Annotated in this window: 25 protein-coding genes; 7 read left to right on the top strand and 18 right to left on the bottom strand. The window is 40.7% G+C overall.

Translation table 11 applies throughout. From position 1 onward, the window contains the following. Positions 1 to 120: 120 nt before the first annotated feature. From LIZ66_RS11050 to LIZ66_RS11020, 7 genes are all read right to left on the bottom strand, one after another. Complete coding sequence (locus LIZ66_RS11050) at positions 121 to 1,137, bottom strand: ABC transporter permease (RefSeq protein ID WP_148461523.1); 1,017 nt, start codon at positions 1,135 to 1,137, stop codon at positions 121 to 123. Further along, positions 1,130 to 2,662, bottom strand: a complete 1,533-nt coding sequence (locus tag LIZ66_RS11045) for a sugar ABC transporter ATP-binding protein (RefSeq protein ID WP_148461522.1) — start codon at positions 2,660 to 2,662, stop codon at positions 1,130 to 1,132. Before LIZ66_RS11045 ends, LIZ66_RS11050 begins: the two co-directional genes overlap by 8 nt. Before the next feature lie 201 nt (positions 2,663 to 2,863). Then, entirely contained in the window at positions 2,864 to 3,502 is a 639-nt protein-coding gene (locus LIZ66_RS11040; RefSeq protein WP_173718054.1) for a bifunctional 4-hydroxy-2-oxoglutarate aldolase/2-dehydro-3-deoxy-phosphogluconate aldolase, read from the bottom strand. A gap of 15 nt (positions 3,503 to 3,517) precedes the next feature. Beyond that, positions 3,518 to 4,570, bottom strand: coding sequence for a sugar kinase (locus LIZ66_RS11035; RefSeq protein WP_148461520.1), 1,053 nt, complete (start codon positions 4,568 to 4,570; stop codon positions 3,518 to 3,520). A 2-nt stretch (positions 4,571 to 4,572) separates the two neighbouring features. After that, positions 4,573 to 6,318: a dihydroxy-acid dehydratase gene (gene ilvD, locus LIZ66_RS11030; protein ID WP_173715742.1), complete on the bottom strand. Its 1,746-nt coding sequence runs from the start codon at positions 6,316 to 6,318 to the stop codon at positions 4,573 to 4,575. Positions 6,319 to 6,336: 18 nt separating this feature from the next. Beyond that, positions 6,337 to 6,573, bottom strand: a complete 237-nt coding sequence (locus LIZ66_RS11025; protein WP_118577612.1) for an HPr family phosphocarrier protein — start codon at positions 6,571 to 6,573, stop codon at positions 6,337 to 6,339. A gap of 13 nt (positions 6,574 to 6,586) precedes the next feature. Continuing rightward, complete coding sequence (locus LIZ66_RS11020; protein ID WP_148461517.1) at positions 6,587 to 7,942, bottom strand: GntP family permease; 1,356 nt, start codon at positions 7,940 to 7,942, stop codon at positions 6,587 to 6,589. Positions 7,943 to 8,221: 279 nt separating this feature from the next. Here LIZ66_RS11020 and LIZ66_RS11015 point away from each other — a divergent pair, with 279 nt between their 5' ends. Continuing rightward, on the top strand, positions 8,222 to 8,920 hold the full coding sequence (locus LIZ66_RS11015; protein WP_148461516.1) for a FadR/GntR family transcriptional regulator: 699 nt from the start codon (positions 8,222 to 8,224) through the stop codon (positions 8,918 to 8,920). A 174-nt stretch (positions 8,921 to 9,094) separates the two neighbouring features. Here the strand turns inward: LIZ66_RS11015 and LIZ66_RS11010 are convergent, their stop codons facing one another. The 4 genes from LIZ66_RS11010 to LIZ66_RS10995 all read right to left on the bottom strand — a co-directional run bounded on the left by LIZ66_RS11010 (position 9,095) and on the right by LIZ66_RS10995 (position 13,615). Next, complete coding sequence (locus tag LIZ66_RS11010; RefSeq protein ID WP_227200829.1) at positions 9,095 to 10,486, bottom strand: glycoside hydrolase family 32 protein; 1,392 nt, start codon at positions 10,484 to 10,486, stop codon at positions 9,095 to 9,097. 82 nt (positions 10,487 to 10,568) lie between these two features. Further along, the gene (locus LIZ66_RS11005; protein WP_195379561.1) at positions 10,569 to 11,414 is read right to left on the bottom strand and encodes a carbohydrate ABC transporter permease; all 846 of its coding nucleotides are present in this window, start codon (positions 11,412 to 11,414) and stop codon (positions 10,569 to 10,571) included. Then, positions 11,411 to 12,289, bottom strand: a complete 879-nt coding sequence (locus LIZ66_RS11000) for a carbohydrate ABC transporter permease (RefSeq protein WP_227200828.1) — start codon at positions 12,287 to 12,289, stop codon at positions 11,411 to 11,413. Before LIZ66_RS11000 ends, LIZ66_RS11005 begins: the two co-directional genes overlap by 4 nt. Positions 12,290 to 12,313: 24 nt before the next feature. Beyond that, on the bottom strand, positions 12,314 to 13,615 hold the full coding sequence (locus LIZ66_RS10995; protein ID WP_227200827.1) for an ABC transporter substrate-binding protein: 1,302 nt from the start codon (positions 13,613 to 13,615) through the stop codon (positions 12,314 to 12,316). Positions 13,616 to 13,909: 294 nt separating this feature from the next. On the opposite strand from LIZ66_RS10995, the gene LIZ66_RS10990 reads away from it, so the two are divergent. The 4 genes from LIZ66_RS10990 to LIZ66_RS10975 all read left to right on the top strand — a co-directional run bounded on the left by LIZ66_RS10990 (position 13,910) and on the right by LIZ66_RS10975 (position 18,975). After that, positions 13,910 to 15,640 (top strand): sensor histidine kinase, encoded by a 1,731-nt coding sequence (locus tag LIZ66_RS10990; RefSeq protein ID WP_227200826.1) that lies wholly within the window; start codon positions 13,910 to 13,912, stop codon positions 15,638 to 15,640. Beyond that, positions 15,637 to 17,205 carry a response regulator gene (locus LIZ66_RS10985; RefSeq protein WP_227200825.1) on the top strand — a complete coding sequence of 523 codons (1,569 nt, stop codon included), beginning with the start codon at positions 15,637 to 15,639 and terminating at the stop codon, positions 17,203 to 17,205. Before LIZ66_RS10990 ends, LIZ66_RS10985 begins: the two co-directional genes overlap by 4 nt. A gap of 193 nt (positions 17,206 to 17,398) precedes the next feature. Continuing rightward, positions 17,399 to 18,076, top strand: a complete 678-nt coding sequence (locus LIZ66_RS10980; RefSeq protein WP_195477191.1) for a helix-turn-helix domain-containing protein — start codon at positions 17,399 to 17,401, stop codon at positions 18,074 to 18,076. 32 nt (positions 18,077 to 18,108) lie between these two features. Then, entirely contained in the window at positions 18,109 to 18,975 is an 867-nt protein-coding gene (locus tag LIZ66_RS10975) for an IS3 family transposase (RefSeq protein WP_227200843.1), read from the top strand. A gap of 111 nt (positions 18,976 to 19,086) precedes the next feature. Here LIZ66_RS10975 and LIZ66_RS10970 read toward each other — a convergent pair whose 3' ends face one another. The 5 genes from LIZ66_RS10970 to LIZ66_RS10950 all read right to left on the bottom strand — a co-directional run bounded on the left by LIZ66_RS10970 (position 19,087) and on the right by LIZ66_RS10950 (position 22,299). Next, positions 19,087 to 19,479 (bottom strand): VOC family protein, encoded by a 393-nt coding sequence (locus LIZ66_RS10970; RefSeq protein ID WP_195408755.1) that lies wholly within the window; start codon positions 19,477 to 19,479, stop codon positions 19,087 to 19,089. An 86-nt stretch (positions 19,480 to 19,565) separates the two neighbouring features. Next, complete coding sequence (locus LIZ66_RS10965; RefSeq protein WP_195408756.1) at positions 19,566 to 20,102, bottom strand: DUF3877 family protein; 537 nt, start codon at positions 20,100 to 20,102, stop codon at positions 19,566 to 19,568. 195 nt (positions 20,103 to 20,297) lie between these two features. Continuing rightward, positions 20,298 to 21,092: a GNAT family N-acetyltransferase gene (locus LIZ66_RS10960; protein ID WP_195408757.1), complete on the bottom strand. Its 795-nt coding sequence runs from the start codon at positions 21,090 to 21,092 to the stop codon at positions 20,298 to 20,300. A 156-nt stretch (positions 21,093 to 21,248) separates the two neighbouring features. After that, complete coding sequence (locus LIZ66_RS10955) at positions 21,249 to 21,749, bottom strand: fimbrial biogenesis chaperone (protein WP_227200824.1); 501 nt, start codon at positions 21,747 to 21,749, stop codon at positions 21,249 to 21,251. A 64-nt stretch (positions 21,750 to 21,813) separates the two neighbouring features. Next, positions 21,814 to 22,299, bottom strand: a complete 486-nt coding sequence (locus tag LIZ66_RS10950) for an RNA polymerase sigma factor (protein WP_118577634.1) — start codon at positions 22,297 to 22,299, stop codon at positions 21,814 to 21,816. 177 nt (positions 22,300 to 22,476) lie between these two features. Here LIZ66_RS10950 and LIZ66_RS10945 point away from each other — a divergent pair, with 177 nt between their 5' ends. Together LIZ66_RS10945 and LIZ66_RS10940 are read left to right on the top strand one after the other, a co-directional pair. Further along, positions 22,477 to 23,016, top strand: a complete 540-nt coding sequence (locus tag LIZ66_RS10945; protein ID WP_118577635.1) for a nitroreductase family protein — start codon at positions 22,477 to 22,479, stop codon at positions 23,014 to 23,016. Between the two features lie 147 nt (positions 23,017 to 23,163). Next, the gene (locus LIZ66_RS10940; protein WP_195408758.1) at positions 23,164 to 24,285 is read left to right on the top strand and encodes a DUF362 domain-containing protein; all 1,122 of its coding nucleotides are present in this window, start codon (positions 23,164 to 23,166) and stop codon (positions 24,283 to 24,285) included. A gap of 58 nt (positions 24,286 to 24,343) precedes the next feature. Here LIZ66_RS10940 and LIZ66_RS10935 read toward each other — a convergent pair whose 3' ends face one another. Together LIZ66_RS10935 and LIZ66_RS19350 are read right to left on the bottom strand one after the other, a co-directional pair. Next, entirely contained in the window at positions 24,344 to 25,360 is a 1,017-nt protein-coding gene (locus LIZ66_RS10935) for an ATP-binding protein (RefSeq protein ID WP_227200823.1), read from the bottom strand. Next, positions 25,347 to 25,463 carry a hypothetical protein gene (locus LIZ66_RS19350; protein ID WP_270430591.1) on the bottom strand — a complete coding sequence of 39 codons (117 nt, stop codon included), beginning with the start codon at positions 25,461 to 25,463 and terminating at the stop codon, positions 25,347 to 25,349. Before LIZ66_RS19350 ends, LIZ66_RS10935 begins: the two co-directional genes overlap by 14 nt. Positions 25,464 to 25,612 lie beyond the last annotated feature (149 nt).

Below are 25,612 nucleotides of genomic sequence, written 5' to 3'. Positions count from 1 at the left end.
AATTATTTTTTATAACTACCCGCCTTCTCCATTTGCGGTTTAGTTTCATGAAATTATTTTACATCTCCCATATTCAGTTGTCGATTTCATTTTCCTGTGAAAAATACTGTTTTCTTGCGGTTATTTTTTTCTGTGTTTGCCAAACTGTCCGTTTCTTACAACTACATCCAGCAATACGGCTGCAACTACGATCACGCCGATTACAACTCGCTGGATACCAACTTGTGCACCGATCATGTTCAGACCATTTTCCAGAGTCTGCCAGACAGCTGCACCTGCGAAGGTTCCAAGAAGGATTCCAGTTCCTCCAAGTGGGGAAACGCCACCGATTACGCCGGCTGCTACGCCATACATCTCGTACATGTTTCCAGCTTCCATATTTCCCATACCAGCCTGTGCGCAAAGGATAAGACCAACTACACAGGAGCATACGGAGCTTACCAGATAAGTCTTTACTGTGGTGGAAACTACGTTTACACCAGAAAGCTTTGCCGCGTCCACGTTAGAACCGATTGCGTAAATATGACGGCCTGTACGTGTCTTGGATAAGATAAAGAAAAATATAACAAAAATAACAAGTGCGATCCAGAATGTGTTATAAATGCCAAGCGTTTTACCGTAATAAAAACAATTTTGGAATGCATCAGCCGTTTCTTTTCCAACACCTGTTGCAATGGCATCTGTATTTCTGTTTCCGTTTACCATGTAGGCAATTCCTCGTGCTACGAACATGGTTCCCAGAGTTGCAATAAATGGAGGGAGTTTAAATTTTCCAACCAGATATCCATTTACCACACCAACTACCAGACAGGCAATAAGTGCGATCACAATTGCAAGGAATGGTACCATTCCTGTTGTCATTAAGGTAGCTGCGATCATGGCGCTCATTCCGACCATGGATCCGATTGACAGGTCAATGTTTCCAGTGATCAGTACGTAACTTTGTGCAATACCGATCAACAGGTACTTGGACATGGAACGCAGCAGGTTCAACATATTCTGTCCTGAAAAAACCGCCGGGTTAATGATACCAAATGCGATATAAATAATGATCAGCCCCACGAATGCGGTAAGTGCTGCCCCCATTCCCCTGATTCCCAATAATTTCTTTAAAGGGCGTTGCTGTTTACTATTCATTTTTACTTCCTCCCTCAGTTTCCTTAATACTCTTGTTTTCAAAGGATGTTGCCATTGTAAGGATCTCGTCCTGGGTGGCTTCCCTTGCTGAAACCTCACCGGTGATACGTCCGTCACACATTACGATGATACGGTCTGCAATTCCCATGACCTCCGGCATTTCAGAGGATACAAACATAACTGCAATTCCCTGTTTTTTCAGCTCATTCATCAGATTGTAAATTTCTACCTTTGCGCCAACATCAATTCCTCTTGTGGGCTCATCAAAGATAACAACCCTTGAATCTCTTGCGAGCCATTTTCCAACAACTACTTTCTGCTGGTTTCCACCAGAAAGATTGCCGGAATCAATTTCCACATTCGGTGTTTTAATCTGGAGATCCTTCACTGCTTTTTCGCAAAGAGCATCTTCTTTTCCTGAGTTTATCACACCCATCTTATTGCATACAAGGTCAAGATTTGGCAGTGCCAGGTTCTGACGGATGCTCAGTTTCGTACAGAGACCGTCTTTTTTACGATCCTCAGGAGCAAGCACAACACCGTTTCGAATGGCATCCATTGGACAGTTGACTTCGATTTTTTTACCATCCACATAAAACTCTCCGCTGTCTTTCGGATCAACACCGAAGATGGCTCTTGTAGTCTCCGTTCTTCCGGCTCCCATCAGTCCCGCAAATCCTACGATCTCGCCTTCATATAAAGAGAAGTTGATATCTCGGACCATTTTTCCGGCATTGAGATTTTTCACTTCAAAAATCTTCTTGCCTTTCCTGCATTCCACTCTCGGGAATTTTTCTTTGATTTCACGGCCTACCATATTTTTGATAATGTAGTCCATGTCCATGTCTTTGAAATTACCGTCTGTTATGTATTGTCCATCTCGCATGATGGTAACTCTGTCCACGATATGGGACAGTTCTTCCAGTCTGTGTGAAATGTATACGATTCCTCTTCCTTCGTCCCTCAGCTTTCGGATGATACGGAAAAGATCATCAATTTCTTTTGCTGTCAGAGAGGATGTAGGCTCGTCCATGATCAGGATCCTTGCATCGATGGAAAGTGCTTTTGCAATTTCAACCATCTGCTGTTTGGATACTGGCAGATCTCCTACGATCTGATCCGGACTGATGTCGATTCGAAGATCGTCCAGAACCCTCTTGGCTTCTTTCCGCATCTTCGCATTATTTAAGGATAAACCACCTTTTACTTCTCTTCCAAGGAACATGTTCTCCGTTACTGTTAAGTGCCTGCACATGTTCAATTCCTGATGGATAATGGCTACTCCTGCTTCCTGGGCCTGCTTTGGTGTTAGGTCGTCATAGGATTTTCCGAAGATTTCCATCGTTCCTTCGTCTCTGGTATATACACCGCTGAGGATTTTCATCAGGGTCGATTTTCCGGCTCCATTTTCTCCCAGCAGCGCCATGACTTCTCCAGAACGCAGCTCAAATTTTACATGATCCAGAGCCTTAACACCCGGGAAACTTTTGCTGATATTGTTCATGGAGACAATGACCTCATTCATTCCATTCCCTCCTTATTTATTTGTTTTTGTTTTCCTTTGTTGATATTATCTTAACTCATACGATGGGGTTGGGATAGAGGGGGAGAGTTTGGGTTTATAGGGGTTTTTTTATTGTATGAAGGGTATGTGTGTAAAAAACAGGACCCTGTTTTCATGCAGGATCCTGTTTTTTGTGAATATGAATATGTGTAATACCTCCGATTATTTTCGGATGGAATCAACCAGTTTTCGTGCTTCTGCTGTCAGTTCTCTGATCTTGTCAAATTCTCCGTTATTTACAAGCTCTCCTTTTACCATCCAGCTTCCGCCGCAGCATATAATTTTGTCAAAGGAAAGATAGTCTTCCAGATTTTTTGCATTGATACCGCCAGTGGGCATAAACTTAATTCCCACATAAGGTGCAGCCATAGCCTTGATCATGGAAACTCCGCCTGCTGGTTCTGCCGGGAAGAATTTTACCACCTTAAGGCCTCTTTTTACTGCCTGTGCAACCTCAGACGGTGTGATGCAGCCTGGGAAAACAGGAATTTCTTTTTCCAGACAGTAATCTACAATCTCCGGATCAAATCCAGGGCTTACAATAAACTTCGCACCAGCTGCTACAGCTGCATCCACCTGCTCTCTGGTAAGAACAGTTCCTGCTCCTACAAGCATCTCCGGAAATTGTTCTGTCATCAGACGGATTGATTCTTCTGCTGCCTCTGTACGGAAAGTTACCTCTGCACATGGAAGTCCACCTTCAACAAGTGCCTTGGCAAGGGGTACTGCATCTTTTGTATCTTCCAGTACAACTACCGGAACAACACCAAGCTTCTGAAACTTTTCTGCTATATCCATCATTTGAATTTCCTTTCGTTATCTTTTTATATCAAAATTCATTTCCATTACATGTCTGATCAGAGAAACATCATCTGTAATATTTCCGTCACCATGAATGGTATGCTTCACTGCACTGGCTGCAACACCAAAGTTCACAATATCCTCCGGTGTATATTCATTCATCAGGGCATAAATAATACCGCTTACGAATGCATCTCCACCTCCAACACGGTCAAGAATATGGAAGGTAAGCCGTTTGCTTTCATAAATTTTTCCGTTTAACCAGAGATAAGCCATAAGGCTGTTCTCGCTGCAGCTGTGTGCAAAACGCACATGTCTTGCAATGCATTTGATATTCGGATATCTCTCTACAAAAGCCTTGAAGACTTTTTCCTGCTGTTCACGGTCCGGCTGGAATGGAACACCATCCTTTACATCACCTGCGGTATGATCTTCTTCATTTTTCCAGATGTGGTAAGGCTCGATTCCAAAAAGAACATCTACGTATGGAAGACAGAGGGTACAGAAATCTCTTGCTTCCTCCCAGCTCCACAATGTACTTCTGAAATTTCCGTCAAAGCTGACTGTCATACCATTCTCTTTTGCTGTTTTCAGGCAGGTCAGGATCAGTTCACTGCAGCTTTTTCCAAGTGCAGGAGTGATACCGCTCAGATGAAGCCAGGTGTAACCTTCCAGAAGTTTCTTCACATCTGTTTTACTGAAGTCATATTCTGAAAAGGCACTGTGCTTTCTGTCATACACCACTTTACTTGGGCGGATTCCGTAACCCGTCTCCAGATAATAGGTTCCAAGCCGATGTGTCGGTGTCTCTTCTTCTGTTGAATAAACTACGCTGTCGCAATTTACGTCATTGCTTCGCAGCATACGTACAGCACTTTTTCCAAGACTGTTTCCCGGAACTACTGTAAAGAATGAGGCAGCTACTCCAAGATTTGCAAGGGAGAGGGCCACATTGGCCTCACTTCCCCCATATCTTGCCTCAAAAGATGTTGCTGTTCTGATTTTTTCATAATCCGGCGGAGTCAGGCGAAGCATGATCTCGCCGATGGTAATAAATTTATACTTCATAATCAATACTCCAGATAAGCTCCCTTCATTGGACTTGCAGCATGCTGGCTGAAAAGTCTCAGGACACCTTTTTTGTATTTCATTTCACGTGGTTTCCAGTTTTTACGTCTTTGGGCAAGAATCTGATCGATTTCTTCCATAGACTTGCGTTCTCCTGCGATTCCGATGATGTTCAGTTTTCTTTCCATAACATCGATTTCGATAAGGTCTCCTTCTTCCACAAGAGCGATCGGTCCTCCATCAACAGCCTCCGGACTGCAGTGTCCGATAACCGGGCCGGTAGATGCTCCTGAGAAACGTCCGTCTGTGATCAGGGCAATGCTCTTTCCAAGTTCCTTATCACTGCTGATTGCCTCAGAGGTATAGAACATTTCCGGCATTCCGCTTCCCTTTGGACCCTCGTAACGGATGAAAACTGCATCACCCTTCTGAACCTTATGCTTCAGAACTGCATCCAGACATTCTTCCTCGCTGTCAAATGGTCTTGCGCGGAGAACAGATTTAAACATTTCCTTCGGGCATGCAGTGTGTTTGATCACTGCGCCTTCCGGAGCAAGATTTCCACGGAGAACTGCAATACTTCCATCTGTTCCGATTGCTTTGTCATATGGACGGATGATGTCTTCCTTCGTAACATTTACGTTGTAACGTTTGTTAAATTCCTGAAGCCATTTATCACATTTTTCATAGAATCCGTTGTTCTTCAGTTCTTCCAGGTTTTCACCTAATGTCTTTCCGGTAACTGTCATGACATCCAGGTGAAGGTGATCTTTGATCTCCTCCATGATTGCCGGTACACCACCTGCATAGTAGAAGCACTCTGCTGGCCAGCGGCCTGCCGGACGTACATCCAGAAGATATCTTGCATTTCTGTGCAGCTTATCAAAGGTATCACCTGTGATCTCAATGCCAAACTCATGGGCAATTGCCGGAAGATGAAGCAGACAGTTGGTGCTTCCTGAAATTGCAGCATGAACAAGGATTGCGTTCTCAAAGCTGTCCATAGTCACAATGTCGGAAGGACGCATATTTTCCATCTGGGCAATTCTCACTGCCTGTCTTCCCGCTTCTCTTGCAAAGTCAAGAAGGTCAGGGCTGGTTGCAGGCATCAGGGCTGTGCCTGGAAGTGCAAGTCCAAGTGCCTCTGCCATAATCTGCATGGTAGATGCAGTTCCGATAAAGGAACATGCGCCACAGCTTGGGCATGCATTGCATTTTGCCCAGTCAAGCTTCTCTTCATCAATTTCGCCACGCTCGAATTTTGCGCTGTACATTCCAAGCTGCTCCAGTGTCAGCATTTCCGGTCCGGCATTCATGGTTCCACCTGGAACAAATACGGAAGGAATGTTTACTCTGGCAAGTCCCATCAGATTTCCCGGAACACCTTTGTCACAGCTTGAAAGGTATACACCTGCGTCAAAAGGAGTAGCATTTGCATGGATTTCGATCATATTGGCGATCATCTCACGGCTGGCCAGACTGTAGTTGATTCCATCTGTTCCCTGGCTTTCACCGTCGCAGATATCGGTACAGTTATAACGTGCTCCGAAACCGCCTTCTTCTGCGATTCCTTTGCGGACTTCTTCTACAAGGATATTCAGATGTCCGCTTCCCGGATGGCTGTCACCATAGGTGCTTTCAACCATAACCTGGACTTTTCCAAGATCTTCTTTTGTCCATCCTGTTCCAATACGCAGCGGATCAAGCTCCGGTGCAAGTTTTCTCATTTCCTGACTTTTTAACTGCATGATTTTTTCCTCCATTTTTTATTCTCTGATAAGCTTTAAACTTTCCAGTGTTTTCCTGAGTTTCTCTTCGTCCTCTTCTTCTGCTCCAAGTTCTACATCATCAAATGTGGGAAGACTGAACACCCCCAGCATTGATTTCGCATCTACAATATATCTTCCACAGATCAGATCTACATTTTTCTCACATCCTGATGCAGCCTGCACCAGATGCTTGGCATCACACATATCTCTTAAATAAACCGGTATCTTTATCATTGCGTCCTGCCTCCTATGCAAAGATTGAAACAATAAAGCTTACAATAAGTGCCGTAACACCGATCAGTGTTTCCATGATCGTCCAGGATTTCAGGGTTGTCTTTTCGTCGATCTCAAGGAATGAGGTTACCAGCCAGAAGCCTGCATCATTCACATGGCTCAGTGCAGTTGCGCCGCCACAGATTGCACAGCACATAGCAGCTCTGTAAAGCATGCTGGTACCCATTACAGCCGGCATGGTTGCCATAATTCCGGATGCCATTGTCATCGCTACAATTGAACTTCCTACAGAAGCTCTGACCAGAAGTGCAATGAGAAATGCGATCAGGATCAATGGAAGCCCACTCTTCTCCAGCACCGGTCCAATAATGTTTCCAAGGCCGGAATCCTGAAGCATCCATCGGATCACTCCGCCGCTGGCAATTACCAGAAGGATCATGCCTACCGGTCTGAGTGAATGATCCAGGATTTTCTTTAACTGCGCCCCGGTAAATCCTCGTTTGATTCCCAGGAAGTACATAGATGCCAATGTCGCAATGGTCAGTGCAAGGAATGGTTTTCCTATGAATCCCAGAACATCCTTTACTCCTTCTGGAAGCGGCATATACTTGGATAATGTGCTGAGAAGGATCAGAACAAGCGGAATCAGGATCACACCTAATACCAGGCCAAAAGGCGGAAGGTCTTTTCCATCATCTTTAATCTCTTCCACATTTGCCGGAAGCTCTGTATGAATCTTGTTACCAATGAAGCTTCCCCAGAAGATTCCGGAAACCATCATACAGATCAGTGCGGTTGGAACTCCTACCATGATCATGGTTCCCAGGTTCACGCCAAGGGCATTTGCCACAAGTACCGAGCCTGCTGAAGGTGGAACAAAAGCATATCCACTGGCCAGACCGGAAAGAAGGGGAATCGCATAATACAGGGTGGATTTTCTGGTCTGTTTCGCAACACTGAATACCAATGGGATCAGTACCACAACACCAGCTTCAAAAAATACGGTGGTACCAATTACAAGTCCTGTAAGTCCAAGTGCCCATCCGGCTTTTTTTTGACCAAATTTACCGATCAATGTCTCTGCTATTCTCTGGGCTCCTCCGCTTACCTCCAAAATTCCGCCAAACATGGATCCCAATCCTACCAGAAGCGCAATTCCCTGTAGTGTCTTTCCAACACCTTTCTCTACTGTGTCCGAAATCATCGTAAGCGGCATTCCTGCTCCCGCTCCAATGATGATTGCGGAAATCATCATTGACAGAACCGGATGAAGCTTAAATTTGATGATCAGTACCAGCAGAACCACAATTCCCACCGCCGCCGCGATCATCAGTCTCATTGGATCCGCCGCAAAAGTTGTTTCTTCCATTTTTCTTTTTACCTCCTTGATTCATCTGATGTTTTACAATCTTCTTGTGAATTCATCTGACCTTTTTGGTGGTTTTTATGTCATTTTTCCTTTAGTTGCTGTTTTTTTCTTTGAATTCATCTGATGTATTTATAATATAATCTATTCGTCAAAAACGCAATACGGAATTTTATCTAAAATTGTGTATCTTTTTTTGTGCAATTTAGCGTTTTGACATTGGATTTAAAAAACATTATCATAGAAAATAAGAATTATTACATTAGAAGCGGAGTAAATCATATGATGAATTTGTTATCAGAAGAAAAAAGTCTTCCACAAAAAATATCAGAGGATATTATTGCATTTATTTTAGAAGAAAACTTACAGCCAGGAGATAAATTACCGAATGAAACCATTCTTTCTGAACGTCTGAACGCAGGAAGAAGTTCTGTCCGGGAAGCCATGAAGCTTCTCGCATCCCGAAATATTGTTACGATCCGCCAGGGCTCTGGTACCTATATTGCCTCTTCTCCCGGAATGGTGGATGACCCACTAGGCTTTACCTTTATCGGCAATAAGCAAAAGCTGATCAATGACCTTCTGGAAGTGCGCTTTCTCCTTGAGCCCCCTATTGCTGCAATGGCAGCTACACGCGCCGATAAAAAAGACATAAAAAAAATCACCGCACTTTGCGATGAAGTTGAAGAATTATTAAGAAAGCACGAGGACCATACACAAAAGGATATAGAGTTTCATGCAGCTATTGCTTTAAGCAGCAAAAATGTTGTAGTTCCAAGACTGGTTCCTGTGATCAACAGCTCGATTCCTCTGTTTGTAGAGACCACCAGAGGTACACTGCTGGAAGAAACCATCGAGACCCACCGTGAGATTGCGGATGCCATTGCCGCTCATGAACCACTCCGCGCACAGGATGCTATGTATCTGCATCTGGTTTATAACCGTAAGCGGATTCAGATGAAAAAAAAAGGCTCTGAATAAATGCTATATTTTTGTTGTTTTTATAACAATATTAACATTTTTATATTATGTGAAATCCATAAAAAGGGTATCATAAGATTCGGAACTTATACCATGTCTCTTATGATACCCTATGACTTTTTTATAAAATTATGTATCAGTTTAATGAAGTCTTAAAAATTTCCTTTTTGCGACTTATTTCTTCAGCCCGGTAGTCACCTTACAATTTGTAACCTTCAGGCTTCCCTCAGAAGCAAACAGTGATAAGCTTTCCCCTGGTCTCTTGTATGCGCGTGCATTCAAAGCCACACCATCCACATAAATGGTAGCAATTGTATCATCCACGATCATACGAATGTTATATTTCTTTCCCGGAATCAGATCAATTGGTCTTTCCAGTCCGATGTTCTGATTTGCAGGCCATGGCCAGTTCGGTTTCTTCTCGAATACATAACGGTTCTCTGTAGTATTAAATACAAACTGATAAGATTCTGCTTTATCCTCGTCCTCATAAAATCTCACGCCAAATGTTCTTGTGCCCTCAGAGAACTCCACATCTGCTTCAAATTTGAAAATGTCACCGGTATTTTTTCCAATAACAACTTCAGAACTCTTAGTTGGTGTATCGATTACGAAATCGTCCTTCTTTTCCTCTTTGTCAAAAGCATTCCATACAGTTTCCGGAATTCTTACACCAAGAGTACCATCCTCTTTCTGGTATACCTCATGTGCCATGAAGGTTCCTGCCCAGATAAAGTTTTCGTCATCATCATCTTTGTCTTTCGTTGCAACCCATCCAAACAAAATTCTCTGTCCATTCAGTTCAAAAGTACGTCCTGCATAATAAGCTCTGCCGTCAAATGCATCATCCTTCGGTGCGATCCATGGACCATTCAGGCTCTTGCTCATACGGTAAACCATTTTGCTTCTGTCACTGTATTCTGTCACAATATGATACCACCAGTCACCGATTTTAAACAGGTCTGGCATTTCATGCATGGTATAAAGATCCGGCGCCCAGAAATCACCTTCGAACTTCCAGTTTTTCAGATCCTTGGAAGTAAATTTAACAGTTCTACCGGTCTGTCTTGTTTTTGGTCCCTGCAGTCTTGTTCCAAGAACCAGTAAGTACTGGTCATTTTCCTCGTCACGAATCACCCATGGATCTCTCCAGTCATCTGAATCATAGCCTTCCTGTGGTGTAAAGGTAAGAGCATCCTGAGTTTTGTGCCAGGTAACCAGATCATCACTATATGCATGCATCAGTACCTGAGATGGTTTTCCAAGAGCCGGATAATCACGGTTGTAACCGGTGTAGAAAATATGATACTGTCCTTCTGCTTCAAAAACACTTCCTGCGAAAATAAACTGATCCTGCTCTTCATCAGTTCCTCTTGGAATTGCCACTCCACAATCTTCGTAGTGAACAAAATCAGAGGTTGTTGCTAAATCCCAGCCAAATGGCTCTCCAAATGGTCCCGGTTTTCTGGTATCTCTCTGATGATATAAATAAAATTTATCTCCATGGCCAAATGGCATACAATCGCCGAACCAGGTTCCCGGAAACTGATAGTATAATTTCTGCATAATAAGATATTCTCCTTTTCTTTACAGGCATTCATATATCGAATGCCTGTCCCATATGGTAAAAAGTCCTTTTATCAATTAATTATCCTTTTACTGCGCCTCCCACTGTAAGAGAGTTTTCAATTTTGTCACTGAAGCACAGGTACAGAATAATTGTAGGTATACTGGCAATCATCATTGCCGCACCCATAGCTCCCCAGCTGGTACTGTGCTGTCCCACAAAGGTTGCGAGTCCTGCCGGCAAAGTTTTCAGCTCATTGCTGGAAATCATAACCGTTGGAAGAATATACTCATTCCATATTCCCAGTGTGGCAAATAAAGCGCCTGAAGTGATTGCAGGTTTTACCAGTGGAAGCATGATTGAAAAAAAGGTTTTATAAATACTTGCTCCATCAATTACCGCTGCCTCTTCCAGTTCAGCAGGCAAAGCCCGAAAAGAGGATGAAATTATCATAAACGGAAATGCCAGATTAAAAGCAATATACGGCAAAATCAACGCCCAATGAGTATTTGCAAGTCCCATGTTTTTGATAAGAACAGAAAGAGGAATCAGGCTGACCTGCAAAGGGATAAAAAGGCCGATTGAAATAAACATGGAGGCTGCTCCCTTTAACTTCCACTTCATTCTTGCTACTGCATAGGAAAATGGCAAAATCAGAATAAAAACACCAACCAACGCAATGGCAGTAGTTAGCAGACTGTTCTTAAAATATGTCATAATATCAAAGGTTGTAATTGCCTTTATATAGTTGCTCCATTGCGGATGCAAAGGAAGCCCAAAAGGATTTGAATAGAATATTTCATCGTTTGTTTTCAGCGAATAACATGTCAGATATAATAGCGGGTATATGCTAAGGCAGGCAAATATCAATAATATAATTGTTTGTACCCAGGCCTTGTGAGATCTTACTTTGATTCTTTCCATCATTCATTTTCCTTCTTGCTCATAAGCATGTTAATAACTGCAATCGAAGCCAGACACATAAGCATTAGCGATACTGCTGAAGTACAGCCATATCCATATTTTCTAAGTTTGAATGCACTGCGGAATGTCATATAAGTCAGGCTGTATGTAGCAGTTCCAGGACCACCTTGAGTAAGCAGCTGCATCTGCGAATAAATATTAAATCCACCTGTCACAGCAAAGATCAGACAGTTTCTCAGCGTATCTCTCAGCATAGGCAAAATAATGTAAAAATTTGTCTGCCATCTGGTAGCACCATCAATACGACTGGCTTCAATATAATCTGTTGGAATAGAATTTGCCGCTGAATAAATAATTACAAATTGATATCCCATATACTGCCATGCATTTACAAATGCCACGACCAAAATCGCCACATGCTTGTCTGACAGCCATTGCTGCTGGAAATCAAGACCTAATGCAGAGAAAATCTGATTGATCAGTCCAATTTCCGGATTTAATATGGAGGACCACAGCTGACACACTACTGTTACTGACAAAACAACTGGTATGAATAAACTGCTACGAATAAATTTTCTACACTGAATCCTCTTATCCATAAGCACAAGTGTCAGAAACGTTCCAAGAATTACTTCAAAAACAATCAGAACTCCTGCAACAAGAAAACTGTTGCGGAAAGATGTCCAGAATATTCTGTCCTGAAAAAGTTTTATGTAGTTTGCAAGTCCGGTAAATGTTTTGGTCGTCAATCCATCCCAGTCAAAGAAACTCATGATTACAGTTTGAAAGACCGGATAAAAGGCTATCAGCCCAAAGAAGATCAGACAAGGCAGCGTAAAAATCATTATTGCTTTCTTATCTGCCATCACCTTATTCATATATATTCACCTCTGTCTATACTCTTAGTTTCCACCAACACTGTCTACGAGATCATCAATAGACACAATTACATCATCTGCATCCATTCCTGTAAGCATTTCCTGTAATAATTCTACAAAACTTGTGGCAAACTCGGCATTTTTCAAAGTGTGTGTCCATGCAGTCTGGAAATCCATGTTCTTTAATTCTTCTGCTTCTTTTTTTGCCAGTTCCGGAACCGGAGTATTCGGTTCAATAGAAGAATCTATATTAATTACAGTTGGAATTTTGGACTGATAGATATAATTTCCTTCTACAGTACCTTCTGCCAGAATTGAAGCAATATCGGCAACAAGCTCCGGATCCTCTGTATCAGAAGAAACAGCATATCCCTCATATGTAAAACCACCGGAAAATGCATAGTAATTATCCTGCTCTTTTCCAGCATCAGCCATAGGATAGGATTCAAAATATCCTACATCATCGCCCATTTTTTCTACTAAAGAAGAAATATCCCAGTCGCCGTTAATAAACATTGCTGCCTGACCTGATGTAAACAGATTCTGTGCTGTCTCATAGTCTGTAGATGTACATCCAGCCTGGAAGAATCCCTCATTTACAAGGTCAACCATTTTTTTAATGCCCTCTGCATATCCACTATCTGATGCATGAGCCTTTCCCTCTGATAAAGCCTTTAATCCAGCTGGATTTGATTTCAGCGCAAACATATCGAAAAATGCACCGCTCACAAAACCTTCCTTGGCAAAAAGAGCACATGGGATGATATCATCAGCTACCAGTTCTTTCGTTGCCTCAAGAAGTTCATCATAATTTTCCGGCACCTTAATGTTATTATCTTCGAATACCTTTTTATTGTAATAGAGCAGAATTGAAGAAGCTCCGGAGTCTGGGAAAATATATGTTTTTCCATCATCATAGACTTCCGTTCCCTTTGCAGATTCGGTCATTTTATCTGCATATCCGGTATCCTTTACATACTCAGCTACATCAAGTAAGCTGCCGCTTGCTGAAAGTGATTCCACATCTCCGGCATTTACATGTGCAATATCAGGCATGTCTCCTGTTGCGGCACGTGTCTTTAATGTCTGACCATCATCATTAGGATGTGCCTCAATTTCGAACGTTACATTCGGGTATTTCTCCTGAACTTTGCTGATTGCATAATCCAGAATCGGTTTCTCTGCTTCTGCATAATGTGCAAAAATTTTTAATTTCCGTTCAACATTCGTATCCGTTTCTGCATGCACATTTGCAAGTCCGTAGCAGCCAAGTCCAGACAATGTAAGGACTGCCGACATCATAAAACTGATTACTCTTTTTTTCATTTCTTAATCCTCCTTTTTGATTACCTGTTGTATTTGATGTCTCTATTATCTTTGATTTCATTGACAATTTCCTGTGTTTTATAGGTTTGTTTTTGTAAAAAACAGGCTTCTTTTCTTCATCTGGAAAAAACAGGCTTCTTTTTAGAAAAAACAGGCATTTCTTTTGTTCAGCTTTAACTCTCCATACGATAATGTTATAATTCATTACAGGTTTACAGTACATGAATTCCTAAAATTATTTTGTACTTATCCTATATTGTAAGATTACTTTATTTCGGAACCGGAGGAGAAATCATGTCTGCAAAGCGGTTTGCATTACCTGACTTTACATTGAAAAAGAAACTGATTCTTATCATCATGTTTCTTGTATTGCTGCAAAACATTGTTTTACTTATTTTCGCCAATTACCAGTTTTCGCAAAAAGAGCTGAAAAGTTCTGTAGAACATATTCAAAATGAATGTCATCTACTCCACAATGACATGAAAACCCAATATCATAATGTCATTCTCTGTTCAAATGAATTGATCAGCACAATCAACCAAACTCAAAGTTATTATTTTAGCAATCCGACTAATTCCTACCTGAAGTCTGCTTTTAACTATAACCTGCACTTATTTTCTTTTGTAGACTCTGTGGTTTATCTCACTGTAAATGATAAAATTGTCTACGCCGGTACCGACAGGGAGCCTGACCTCAGCAAAATTAAGGAAGCGCTGCTTGATAATATTCCTTCAACCGGTGTTCCGCAGAATCAGTTTCTCAATATACAGAAGCGTGCATATCTCGGAACCGATTCACCAGTTTTAACATTTTCAAAAAGAGTAATCAATATTAATACCGGAAAAACACTTGGTTATTTATTTTTAAACACAAAAGCTGCTACTATTTCTTCTTTGTTTGACAATTTAAATCAAAACTATTATATAATTAACTCCAAACAGGGAATTGTGGTTTCCAATTCAGGAAGCACTGCTTTGTGTCAGGCAGATCCTGACAGTTATTCTTTTATATATAGTGCTAAAACCGGTTCCCGGATTATAAACATAGACAAAGAAAAGCACATGCTAACTTGGATTCCCACAGGTTTTCTTGATTATATTCTGGTCAACGAAACTCCACTGGAAAGCCTCAGATCCACTTTTGCCATAAATATGTTTTTACTGGTTCTTATCCTGATATTAAGCACAATCACTATTATTTTCCTGATTTCTGCTTTTACCAGACTTATTACAAGCCCTTTGGAATATCTTTCTGAAAGAATGCAGCACGTCGAACTTGGAGATTTAAAAGTTCGCTCTAATCTTAAGCAAAATGATGAAATCGGAGATATATCCAATAATTTTAATAGCATGGTTCAGGAACTGGAAAAACTGACTGCACAGATCAAACAAGATGAGCGTCAGAAACGAAAATATGAACTGTCCTTAATGCAGGCTCAGATCAATCCCCATTTCTTCTACAATGTATTGGATTTGATTTATATTTCCTGCTATCAAAAACAGGAAAAACAGGCAGCCACTGTAACAAAATATCTTGCAGATTATTATCGTTGTGTGCTCAGTAATGGAAAAGAACTGATTCCAATTCGGGAAGAATTCCGTATGCTGCAAAATTATCTGCTCATTCAGAGATACCGTTATGCTACTATTTTGGATTTCCAGATTGAAGCTGAACCAGAAGCAGAAAACTACATAATCCCCAAAATGACCTTACAGCCTCTTGTAGAAAATTCTTTATATCATGGAATAAAGGAAAAAACATCTCCGGGAATTATCAAGATTCTCTCCAGAGTACGGACTGACCATATTACTTTATGTGTTTGTGATAACGGAGTAGGAATGGAACAGGCAAAGCTTCGCCGTTATCTGAATTCTCCTGAAGCAGAAGATCATTTCGGACTGAAAAGTGTTTACAACCGACTTTTCCTTTACTACAATAACAAATGCAAATTTCGGATTTTCAGTCAAAAAGATACCGGTACAGCTGTTGTCATCTGTATACCAAAGAATTGGGAGGAATTATGATACGTGTATTAATAGCTGACGATGAACTATATTTTCGTAATTACATGCTTACTGCCGTAGACTGGCATTCCCTTGGTTTCCAGGTCTGCTGCCTTGCTCAGAACGGAGAGGAAGTTCTTTCTGAGCTTTCAAAAAATACTATTAATATTGTTTTTCTGGACATTAATATGCCCCATATCAATGGATTAACACTGGCAGAAAAAATCAAGGAAGAATATCCACATATTATGATTGTATTTATAACCGGATATTCTGATTTCTCATTTACCAGAAAGGCAATACAGCTCCAGGTTGAAGACTATATGCTAAAGCCAATATCTCCGGATGAACTCTCTGAGCTTCTTCAAACTCTGAAACAAAAATATAAACAGAAGCAGCAGGAAACTATTCGCAAAAAGAAATTGCATGACTTTACCCTGGATAATTATATGTATTCTCTTCTTTCCTTCTCAAAAGAACCATCTGAATCTGATGATGGTGCAAAATATCTTTTTGACCAATGGAAAGTATCAGATATTTATCAGATTGCCATAGTAGAATTTAATTATATCTCCTGCCAGGAGCTTAATAAATTAAATTTATCTCTTCTGAAATTCAGTGTAAAAAACTGCCTGGATGAATTGATAAATTCAACAGTTAACTATTACTCTTTCCAGGATACTTATAATAACATTGTTTACCTTTTTAATTTTCAGACACAAAAAAGAGCGGAGAATTTTTCCTTTGATTTTATGAAAACCGTCAAAACATTCATTCAAAAATGGTTTTCTATAGACCTTGCTTTCGGAATTGGAACCATTGCAGAAGATTCTGGTCAGATAGCGGACAGCTACCAAAAGGCTTTACTTGCTTTGCAATATAAGACATCACAAGACAGTCCCATTTACCGCTATAGCAATAATAATCACATATTTTCACCACGCTTTGCTGGTTTGGATATTTACAACCGCTTTCTTATGGCATTGCGTCAGACATCATTGGAAGATGCGAAAGAGGTACTGCTGGAAATTGAACAACAGGTTTTGCTGCAGAATTCTGACATGTATACTGCTCAGCTTCTATTATCTCCGCTTTTTTCCATCATTCTTTCTTTTCTTTCAGAAAAAGAAATTAATATCAATGATGTGCTGGATAATGACCCTGTTTTATATCCAAATATTTTTCTGAAATCCTCAACACATGACAGCTGTGATCTGTTGTTTCACATATGTCAGAAAGCGATTCTGCTTTCTGGCAATTCCAAGCCTTCACGTGCATCGGAAATAATTCATCTGGTTCAGGATTATATTCAGCAGCATTATATGGATGAGGAGTTATCAGTGAAGCAAATTTCGGAAAATGTTGTTCTGGATGCCAGCTATATTCGGAAAATATTCAACAAATATATGAAATGTACCATTACAGATTATATACTTTCAGTCCGAATGGAACATGCCAGACGATTACTGGAACAGGGAAATACCAGTATTACAGAAGTTTCTTCTCTTGTCGGTTATAAAGATTCCGGTTACTTCAGCAAAGTATTCAAGAAATATTATGGAATCTCCCCTAAGCTATGCCGATAATCAAACAATGAAACAAACAGTGCTATGAGCACCTGGACGTTTCCCTTCACAGCAGTTAGCAAATATCCATGCATACATGACATCTTAATTCATAGCCAAAAAAACTGGGACTGTCGCACTTAGTGTGATATGCTCCCTTCTAGGTAGGCAAGTGAAATAATAAAAACTTGTCACTTAGGAGGGAGCATATTTTATGTCTAAAAGAAAAGTATCTGTTGCGGATAAGATATATGCTGTAAATCTATATCTGGATGGAAAAGAAAGTCAACGGCGAATTGCCGATATGTTTGATGTAAGTCTCGCATCTGTCCAACAATGGATTCGAAACTATGAATCTATGGGAGCAAATGCATTCACATTGAAAGGGAATAAAAAATATTCCAAAGAATTGAAACAACAAGCAGTCGTAGATTATTTAGCAGGCTATGGTTCTCAAGATGATATTTGCAAAAAATACGAAATCCGTTCAAAAGCTAAGTTACAAATCTGGATAAAGAAGTATAATGGTCATGAAGAATTAAAATCTTCTGGAACAGGAGGAAGCATTATCATGACCAAAGGAAGAAAAACCACTTTTGAAGAACGGGTTGAAATAGTACAGTATTGTATCGCACATAATCGTAATTATGCCAAAACAGCAGAACAATACCAGGTGTCCTATCAACAGGCTCGCAATTATATAGTCAAATATGAAGCTGGTGGAGTAGAAGCTTTAAGAGATAACCGTGGCAAACGAAAACGTCCCGATGAGATGAGTGAATTAGAAAAGCTGCGTGCTGAAGTTAAAATTTTAAAAGCAGAGAAAGAACGTGCTGAAATGGAGGCATCTTTTTTAAAAAAACTCGAAGAAATAGAGAGGAGGCGGGGCTAAGCCTGGTCCGTCATGAACATATATAGCAGGCAATCAAAGAAGAACATGAAGATCATAATTATTCAGTTGCTGCACTTTGCAAACTTGGTAATGTTTCTAGAGCAGCTTATTATAAATGGCTACACAGAGAAATTCCCAAAAGCGAGCAAAAGAATAGGTTTATTGCTGACGAGATAGAAAAGATTCACACAGACTCACCGGATAAAGGCTATCGAAGGATCAGAGATGATTTGGAACGATATCATGGTATTGATATAAACGATAAACGTGTGCTACGCATTTGCCGTAAACTTAATATAAAATCAACTATCAAGTATTCTAACAGCGGATGCACAAGACAGGCTGCAAACCCTCAGTATATAGCTGAAAACATACTTAATCGGGAGTTTACTGCCAAAGCACCAAATGAAAAATGGCTCACTGATGTGACAGAATTCCATTATTATATTGGGATTGAAAAGCATAAAGTTTATCTAAGTGCAATACTGGACCTATATGATAGACGGATTGTTTCGTATGTTATTCGTGATAAGAACAACAATGCTTTGGTGTTTGATACGGTAGACAATGCTTTACTTAGAAATCCTGGTGCGCAGCCACTGTTTCACAGTGACAGGGGATTCCAATATACGAACAGGACATTTCATACAAAACTTGTAAATGCTGGAATAATACAAAGCATGTCGCGAGTTGCTAAATGTATCGACAATGGACCAATGGAAGGCTTTTGGGGGATTTTGAAGAGAGAGCGATACTATGGAAAACGATTCACTGATAGAGGTACTCTCGTAAAAATGATCGAAGATTATATAGATTACTATAACAATAAACGCTTACAAAGGAATCTCGGAATTTTAACACCAATGGAAAAACACGAAATTTACTTGCAAGCCGCATAAAAACTGCCAGCAGATAAATTTCTGCTGGCAGGAAAAATTTATATTTTTTCAATTGTCTACTTGACGGGGAGCGGTTCAGTGTGACAGCCCCTTTCCTGTTGTAAATATCCTTTATAAGTACTGACTGAATTCAACCTTCTCTTTGTTCGGACCTTCAATAGTGAAAAACTTTACTCCATTTTCCCAGAATGGTAAAAAATGAATACTGTCCTGTGTGGTATTCAAACCAGCCTGGTTAATGTACTGATAAATTTCTTCTATATCCTTAACATCGAGTGCAACATGATCAATTGCTCCAGCACGAAAGACTGCTACATGATTCTCATAGGCTTCCACAACCAGAGTTCCAAGCTTCAGAAATACAACCTTCTCGTCCGCCTCTTCATTAACTGTTTCAAAAACTGTTTCAAAACCCAGTTTATGGTAAAAATCTACAGTTTTATCAATATCGTTCGTTGGAATTCCAATGTGCTGGACACCTGTTGAATAGTTTTTCAAATCCATTTCGATTTCCTCCTTTGTAATGAACAAGCAACAGCTTTTTTACAATATACGCACAAGTTTTCTTGTTTGTCAAGATTTACGCTTGTTCAAAATCCAAAATCCTCATAATCCTCTGGCAGAAATCTATGGTAAATAAAGTGAAATCCCTCGTCCTTAAAGCAGTAATAGTACGTATCGTCTGCCTTATCCAGAAAACGGATATAGAAATCAAATTCCCCATTGTCCATTTCCTGGCTTTCTGTTTTTTCCCAGTAAGAAGCAAACAGGTCAAGTAATTTTACCTTCGTACATTCATGCTTCTGAACCAGTTCAATAAGTACTTTAATAAATTCATTCTCTTTCATATTCTCATGTACATAAACGCTTCCTGGCTCCGGTATATAAAAGCAGAATCTGTCCCCTTTATGAGACACCCTCACTTCTCCCAGTTTGGATGTCAATTTTTCCGGCAGGTTCTGGAGACGGGCTGCCATTTCATCTGCGCTGTCCTGTGCCAGGAAGAAATGATTCAGGGAAGACAGCGGATAATATAAGTGAATCTTCTCTTCTTTAAATCCAAGCTTAGCCTGTTCTTCCTTTATTACATCTATTAAACTGTTTTCCAGCTTCTCAAATCCAGTCATAAGTTCTCCTACTTCCACTAAAAAGCAGCCTTACATCCCATTCTTTCAGCCGAATGCTTCCGCCACTTTTTCAATCAGTTGACATTTTTCTTCTATTGTGAGTGTTTTCTTTTATTTTTTATAACAAAAATCACAATTATATAACATTTTGTTTCAGCATTTCATATTCTATCATACTTCCAGGTTCGCCGCAACTTACTTTTTCACTTTATAAACCACATACTCATGGCTGAAATGATACCCCAGTTTCTCTGCCAGTCCTACTGACATTTTGTTGGCTGCATCCCAGTTTGGATAAAGCCCGCGTTTGTCACACTCCAGAAGCAGCCGCGCCGCTCCGATATATGCAAGACCTTTTCTCCGGTAGTCCTCACGGGTTACTACCTCAATTTCAATTCCACCATGACATCCAAGATTCTCGTCACTTCTTCTGCCATAACCAGAATAAGAGGAAATTCCGGCGACTACTTCCCCGCCCGTTAAAATGCAAACACCAAGTCCATACTCTTTGTATTGACTATAGCTTTCGTAGTTTGCTGTCAGATCCTTACTCCACTGTGTATCTCTGCAAATTTCAAAAAGCTCCTGATCGATCAGTCTCATCTCATACTCTCCTGGCAAACTCTGTGCTACCTTCTGAAGCTGCTTTAAATCAAAAATCCCAGGTTCCTTTTTGATTGCATAACGGAGCGCTTTCTCTGCCTTCTCCCCGTAACACTCCACAATCATCTGTGCCCAGTCATCATTTTGCGGAACCAGAATCACTTCCTCTGATGCACTATTTGTCAAAGCTCCGGAAATGATCTCTGATTCCGGTTTTCCACTCAGGAAGCAGAAATCCCCAAGCATAACAACACCACTCTCCGGTTTTTCCAGAGAATCCACATATATTTTCCCCATCACTCCCTGCAATGCGGACCAGACCACACTATCCTGCCAGCCTGCAAAAAGAGCACTGGCTCTGCCCGTTTCTATTAATTCATAAATCATATTCATCCCCCTTACGTAAATCAGGCGAGAGACCTTTGCCCCTCGCCATCCTTGCTTAATTCAATTATCTAAACGAACATGTCGGTGACATCACCATATATGAAAGTCAGCTGTTCCACGCCTACCAAACGCTTTAGAGCGTGTTTGAAAAAAGCTCTACGGTTCTATATATTTATCATTTGAAAAAGTGTACCCATTCTTATATTTCACCGTTAAATAGAATGTCTCTTTTCCATCTGTAACCTTTACAAAACAAACATTATTATCATCAAATTTGTCGGTAATGTCAATACTCTGATTATGAAAATAAACCCATACGCTTCCATCTTCTTCGTATTCTACATCAGGAGAATTGATTTCCTCCATAAGCTCTTCCGCTGTAAGAGCGCGCTGAGTTCCGTCAGCATCAATAGATACTCCACCGCCACCGGTTTGATGAAGTGTGCCATCCTCATTATAGTATTCCATAGTATAAGTACCGTCATTGGAAACATCTAAGGTCGCCTGTGTCTGATCACCATGAAGCCAGATCTGAACCGTGCGCTGGATACCTCCAACATTCGCTGCATATGCAGTACCGGTTCCTCCAAGGATAATACAGCCTGCAATCACTGCAGCTGCAGTTTTCATTTTTGTTCTTTTCTGTAATTTTGCCATATTTTCAACCTCCTGTAATGAGCCCTTTGAAGTCTGCAATACGGAAAAAGCTTTTTTATATTTTTCACCATTCGTCATTTTCCCATTCCTCCTTTAAAGAATCCTTAAGCAAGGCTCTTCCCCTGGAAAGCCGAACCTTTACATTGCTTTCTGAAAGCTTCAGGATTTCGGCTATTTCCCTGACGAGATAATCTTCGTAATAAAACAAGTGAATCACAATGCGGTACTTGTCCGGAAGCTTCATTACCTCTTCAAACAAATCTCTTGACTGGGAATCTGGAAAAGAAAGAGTTTCCATATAATCCTCCAGAGAGCATTTATTTTTCTTCCAGAAAGTCCTGTTTATATTTTTCGCCTTATTGATAACCACACGAAGGAGCCATGCCCGGATGTGCTGCTCATTTTCAAATTCTTTTCTGCTGGTGTAATACTGAACAAACGTCTCCTGAACAGCATCCTCCGCATCCATCTGATTCTGACAAATATTAAACGCTGCGGTAAAAAGATTGTTCTGGTAGAGCTGGATCAGCTGTTGAACTGGTTGTCTCATGAGAACTCCTCTGGCTGCTGATCAGTATGAAAAGCAGCGGTCTGTTATTTTCTTGTGTCGGGTACCTTCACTAATTATACAAATAAATAGGGAGAAAGGTTACAAAAAATTTTAACTTTTCACATCCAATGAATTATGCTAAAATACAGCCAAAACATACTTTAAGGGGGCTTTTTCATGGAATTTCAGACACTTATTGAGAACAGAAGATCTGTGCGTAAGTACAGTTCCCATACAAATGTTACTAAAGAGCAGATCCAGCAGCTTGTACAGGCCGCTTTGGAAGCGCCATCATGGAAGAATACAGAAACAGGTCGTTATTACTGTGTTTTATCAGCGGACATGAGTCAGAAGCTTCGTAAGGAATGCCTGTGTTACGCTAATAACGATGTAAAAACTGAGCATGCAGCTTTAATCGTCACCACCTTCGTACATAACCGTGCCGGTTTCCAGACAGACGGCACTCCTGATAATGAGATTGGAAATGGATGGGGCTGTTACGACCTTGGTCTTCAGAACGAAAACCTGATTCTGAAAGCCACAGAGCTTGGTCTTTCCACTCTGATTATGGGACTTCGGGATGGGGACAAAATTCGTGAAATGCTTTCTATTCCGGAAAGTGAAACCATTGTTTCCGTTATTGCTGTGGGAAAAGCCGATGAGGAGCCCAGCCGTCCGAGACGCAGAGAGTTGGAGGATGTTCTGAAGTTCTTTTAAAACGTGTTTGAAAAGGCTTTCTGCAAGATGTGAGTTACAATTTGTGGGAACGATTTTGAGGACACGCTATAGTACAAAAATAACTTGACATTAAAGCAATCACAAGAATAATATGAAGATAAATAAAAATCAGAAATGAGGAATTTTATGGAAAAATCAACTGTATATTTCACTGACTTCCGCTGTAAAGTCGGCACAAGCCAGCTGGACAAGCTGAAAAAGCTTTGCATCGCAGCAGGAATCAAAGACATCGATATGGAGGGTAAATTCGTTGCCATCAAAATGCATTTCGGCGAACTTGGAAATCTTGCTTTCCTGCGCCCCAATTATGCAAAAGTAGTAGCCGATCTTTGTAAGGAGCTTGGAGGAATGCCGTTTCTTACTGACTGTAACACCCTTTATCCGGGAAGCCGTAAGAATGCCCTGGAGCACATGGATTGTGCGAATCTGAATGGCTTTAATACTATCACCACTGGCTGCCAGATCATTATCGGTGACGGACTTCGCGGTACAGATGATGTAGAAGTTCCTGTAGAGAATGCAGAGTATTGTCCAACTGCCAGAATCGGCCGTGCTGTAATGGACGCTGACGTATTCATCAGTCTTACTCATTTCAAGGGACATGAAGCCACCGGTTTCGGCGGCGCAATCAAGAATATTGGTATGGGCTGCGGAAGCCGTGCCGGAAAAATGGCTCAGCACAATAGTGGTAAACCAGTTATCGAAACAGACCTTTGCCGCGGCTGCAAACGTTGCGCAAAGGAATGCGGAAGTGACGCTATTACATATCCGGAGAAAAAAGCGGTCATTGATTATGATAAATGCAAGGGCTGCGGCCGTTGTATCGGTGCCTGCAGTTTTGATGCAATTCACAACCCGCACAGCAATTCCAATGAGCTTCTCTGCCGTAAGATGACAGAGTATGCACAGGCAGTCTGTCATGGACGCCCATGCTTCCATATCGCTCTGGTTCAGGACATCAGCCCTAACTGTGACTGCCACGGCGAAAATGATGCTCCGATTCTTCCGGATATCGGAATGTTCGCAAGCTTCGACCCGATTGCTCTTGATCAGGCCTGCGTAGATGCATGTCTTGCTGCAGAACCAATCCGCAACAGCCAGCTTGGCGACAATCTTGCGAAACCGGAATGGCATTGCCACCACAACCACTTTATGGATTCCAATCCGAATGTAGAGTGGGAAGCAACTCTGGATCATGGTGAGAAGATTGGACTTGGAACAAGAAGCTATGAACTGAAAAGAATTTAATTAATAAATAGCTGCCGCATTATCAAAACACTTTGAACAATGCGGCAGCCGTTTAATTTTAGCCTCTTTTTGCCAGATATCTTTTAATCAAAAAGGAGCAGAAATATGGAAATGTATAAATGCCATTTTCTATTCCCACATTGCTGTCAGCCAGTTTTATTCCCCACTTAATATCGCTGTAACTTTCATTATCAATCAATTTTCTTAAAGATTTTGAGCGATTTTTATTTGCCTTTACTTCAACCGGAACCAGTTCATCTTTTGTCCTGACAAAAAAATCTTCTTCCAAAGTTGCATTTTCTTTTTTGTAATAATATAATCCTAATCCTTGCTTCAGAAACGCCTCTGCAACGAAATTTTCATATAAAGCCCCCTTATAAACACCCATATTTTTATTTGCACGTAAATCTTCCTGCGCTTCTTCATCTAAAGAGGCAATTAGCAGGCCGGTGTCTGGATAGTACAGCTTAAACTTCAATTCATCATAATTTCCTTTTAACGGCAATTCCGGATATTCCAAACAGTAGCAAACAGAAACAACTCCCGCATCCTTAAGCCAGTCAATACAGCCCGAATACTCTCTGCTTCTTGCGTTTTTCTCAATTTTACTTAACTGGAATTTTTTATTCTCTTTTGCCAGCTGTACCGGAACACTTCGATATACACTGGCAATCTTCGTTTGGTCTAACCCTTCTGCATATTTTCTGATATCTTCTTCATAATCTAATTGAATCTGATGCTGAATTTCCAAAGTATCAGAAAATGTATTCGTTTCTATATATTGTCTGATCACTGCTGGCATGCCCCCAAGCACGCAATATTCAAGAAACAGTTTTTTGTAAACAGACAACTCCGTATCAGAAAATGCTTTCCCAGAACACATATGTTCCAGGATCTGTTCGATGTGTAAATCTGAGTAACCCTTTGCCCAGAGAAACTCCTCAAAATCCATGGAAAACATTTCGTAATCTGTTTTATAGCCAACGCTATTGCTGTGGATCTTTTTATAGTTAATTCCAAGTAGAGATCCGCTGCAAATTACATCAAATCTTCCATCCAGCTTAAAAGCCTTCAAAGAAGTGGCAATATCCGTCACTTAATATAGTTTTATACTGCCCCTCCAGCACAAAATTTATAAAAACTATATTCTCATAATTTTCACTTGCAAAATGAACAATAGATTCCGTTTTCCCAATCTGTCTTGCACCTTTAATGATTAGCGGAAGCCTGTTTTCTTTATCCTTCCACTGTCTTAAATAACTATCTACCTTTCTCGTGAACTACTCGGCAACTAAGTTACCAGAGTATCTGAAATCTGGCGGGATAC

This window comes from Blautia faecis (assembly GCF_020554845.1).
In the GTDB taxonomy this organism is placed as follows: domain Bacteria; phylum Bacillota; class Clostridia; order Lachnospirales; family Lachnospiraceae; genus Blautia_A; species Blautia_A faecis.
Note: the sequence above shows the minus strand (reverse complement) of the source record. Positions and strands in the feature narration are given on the sequence as shown.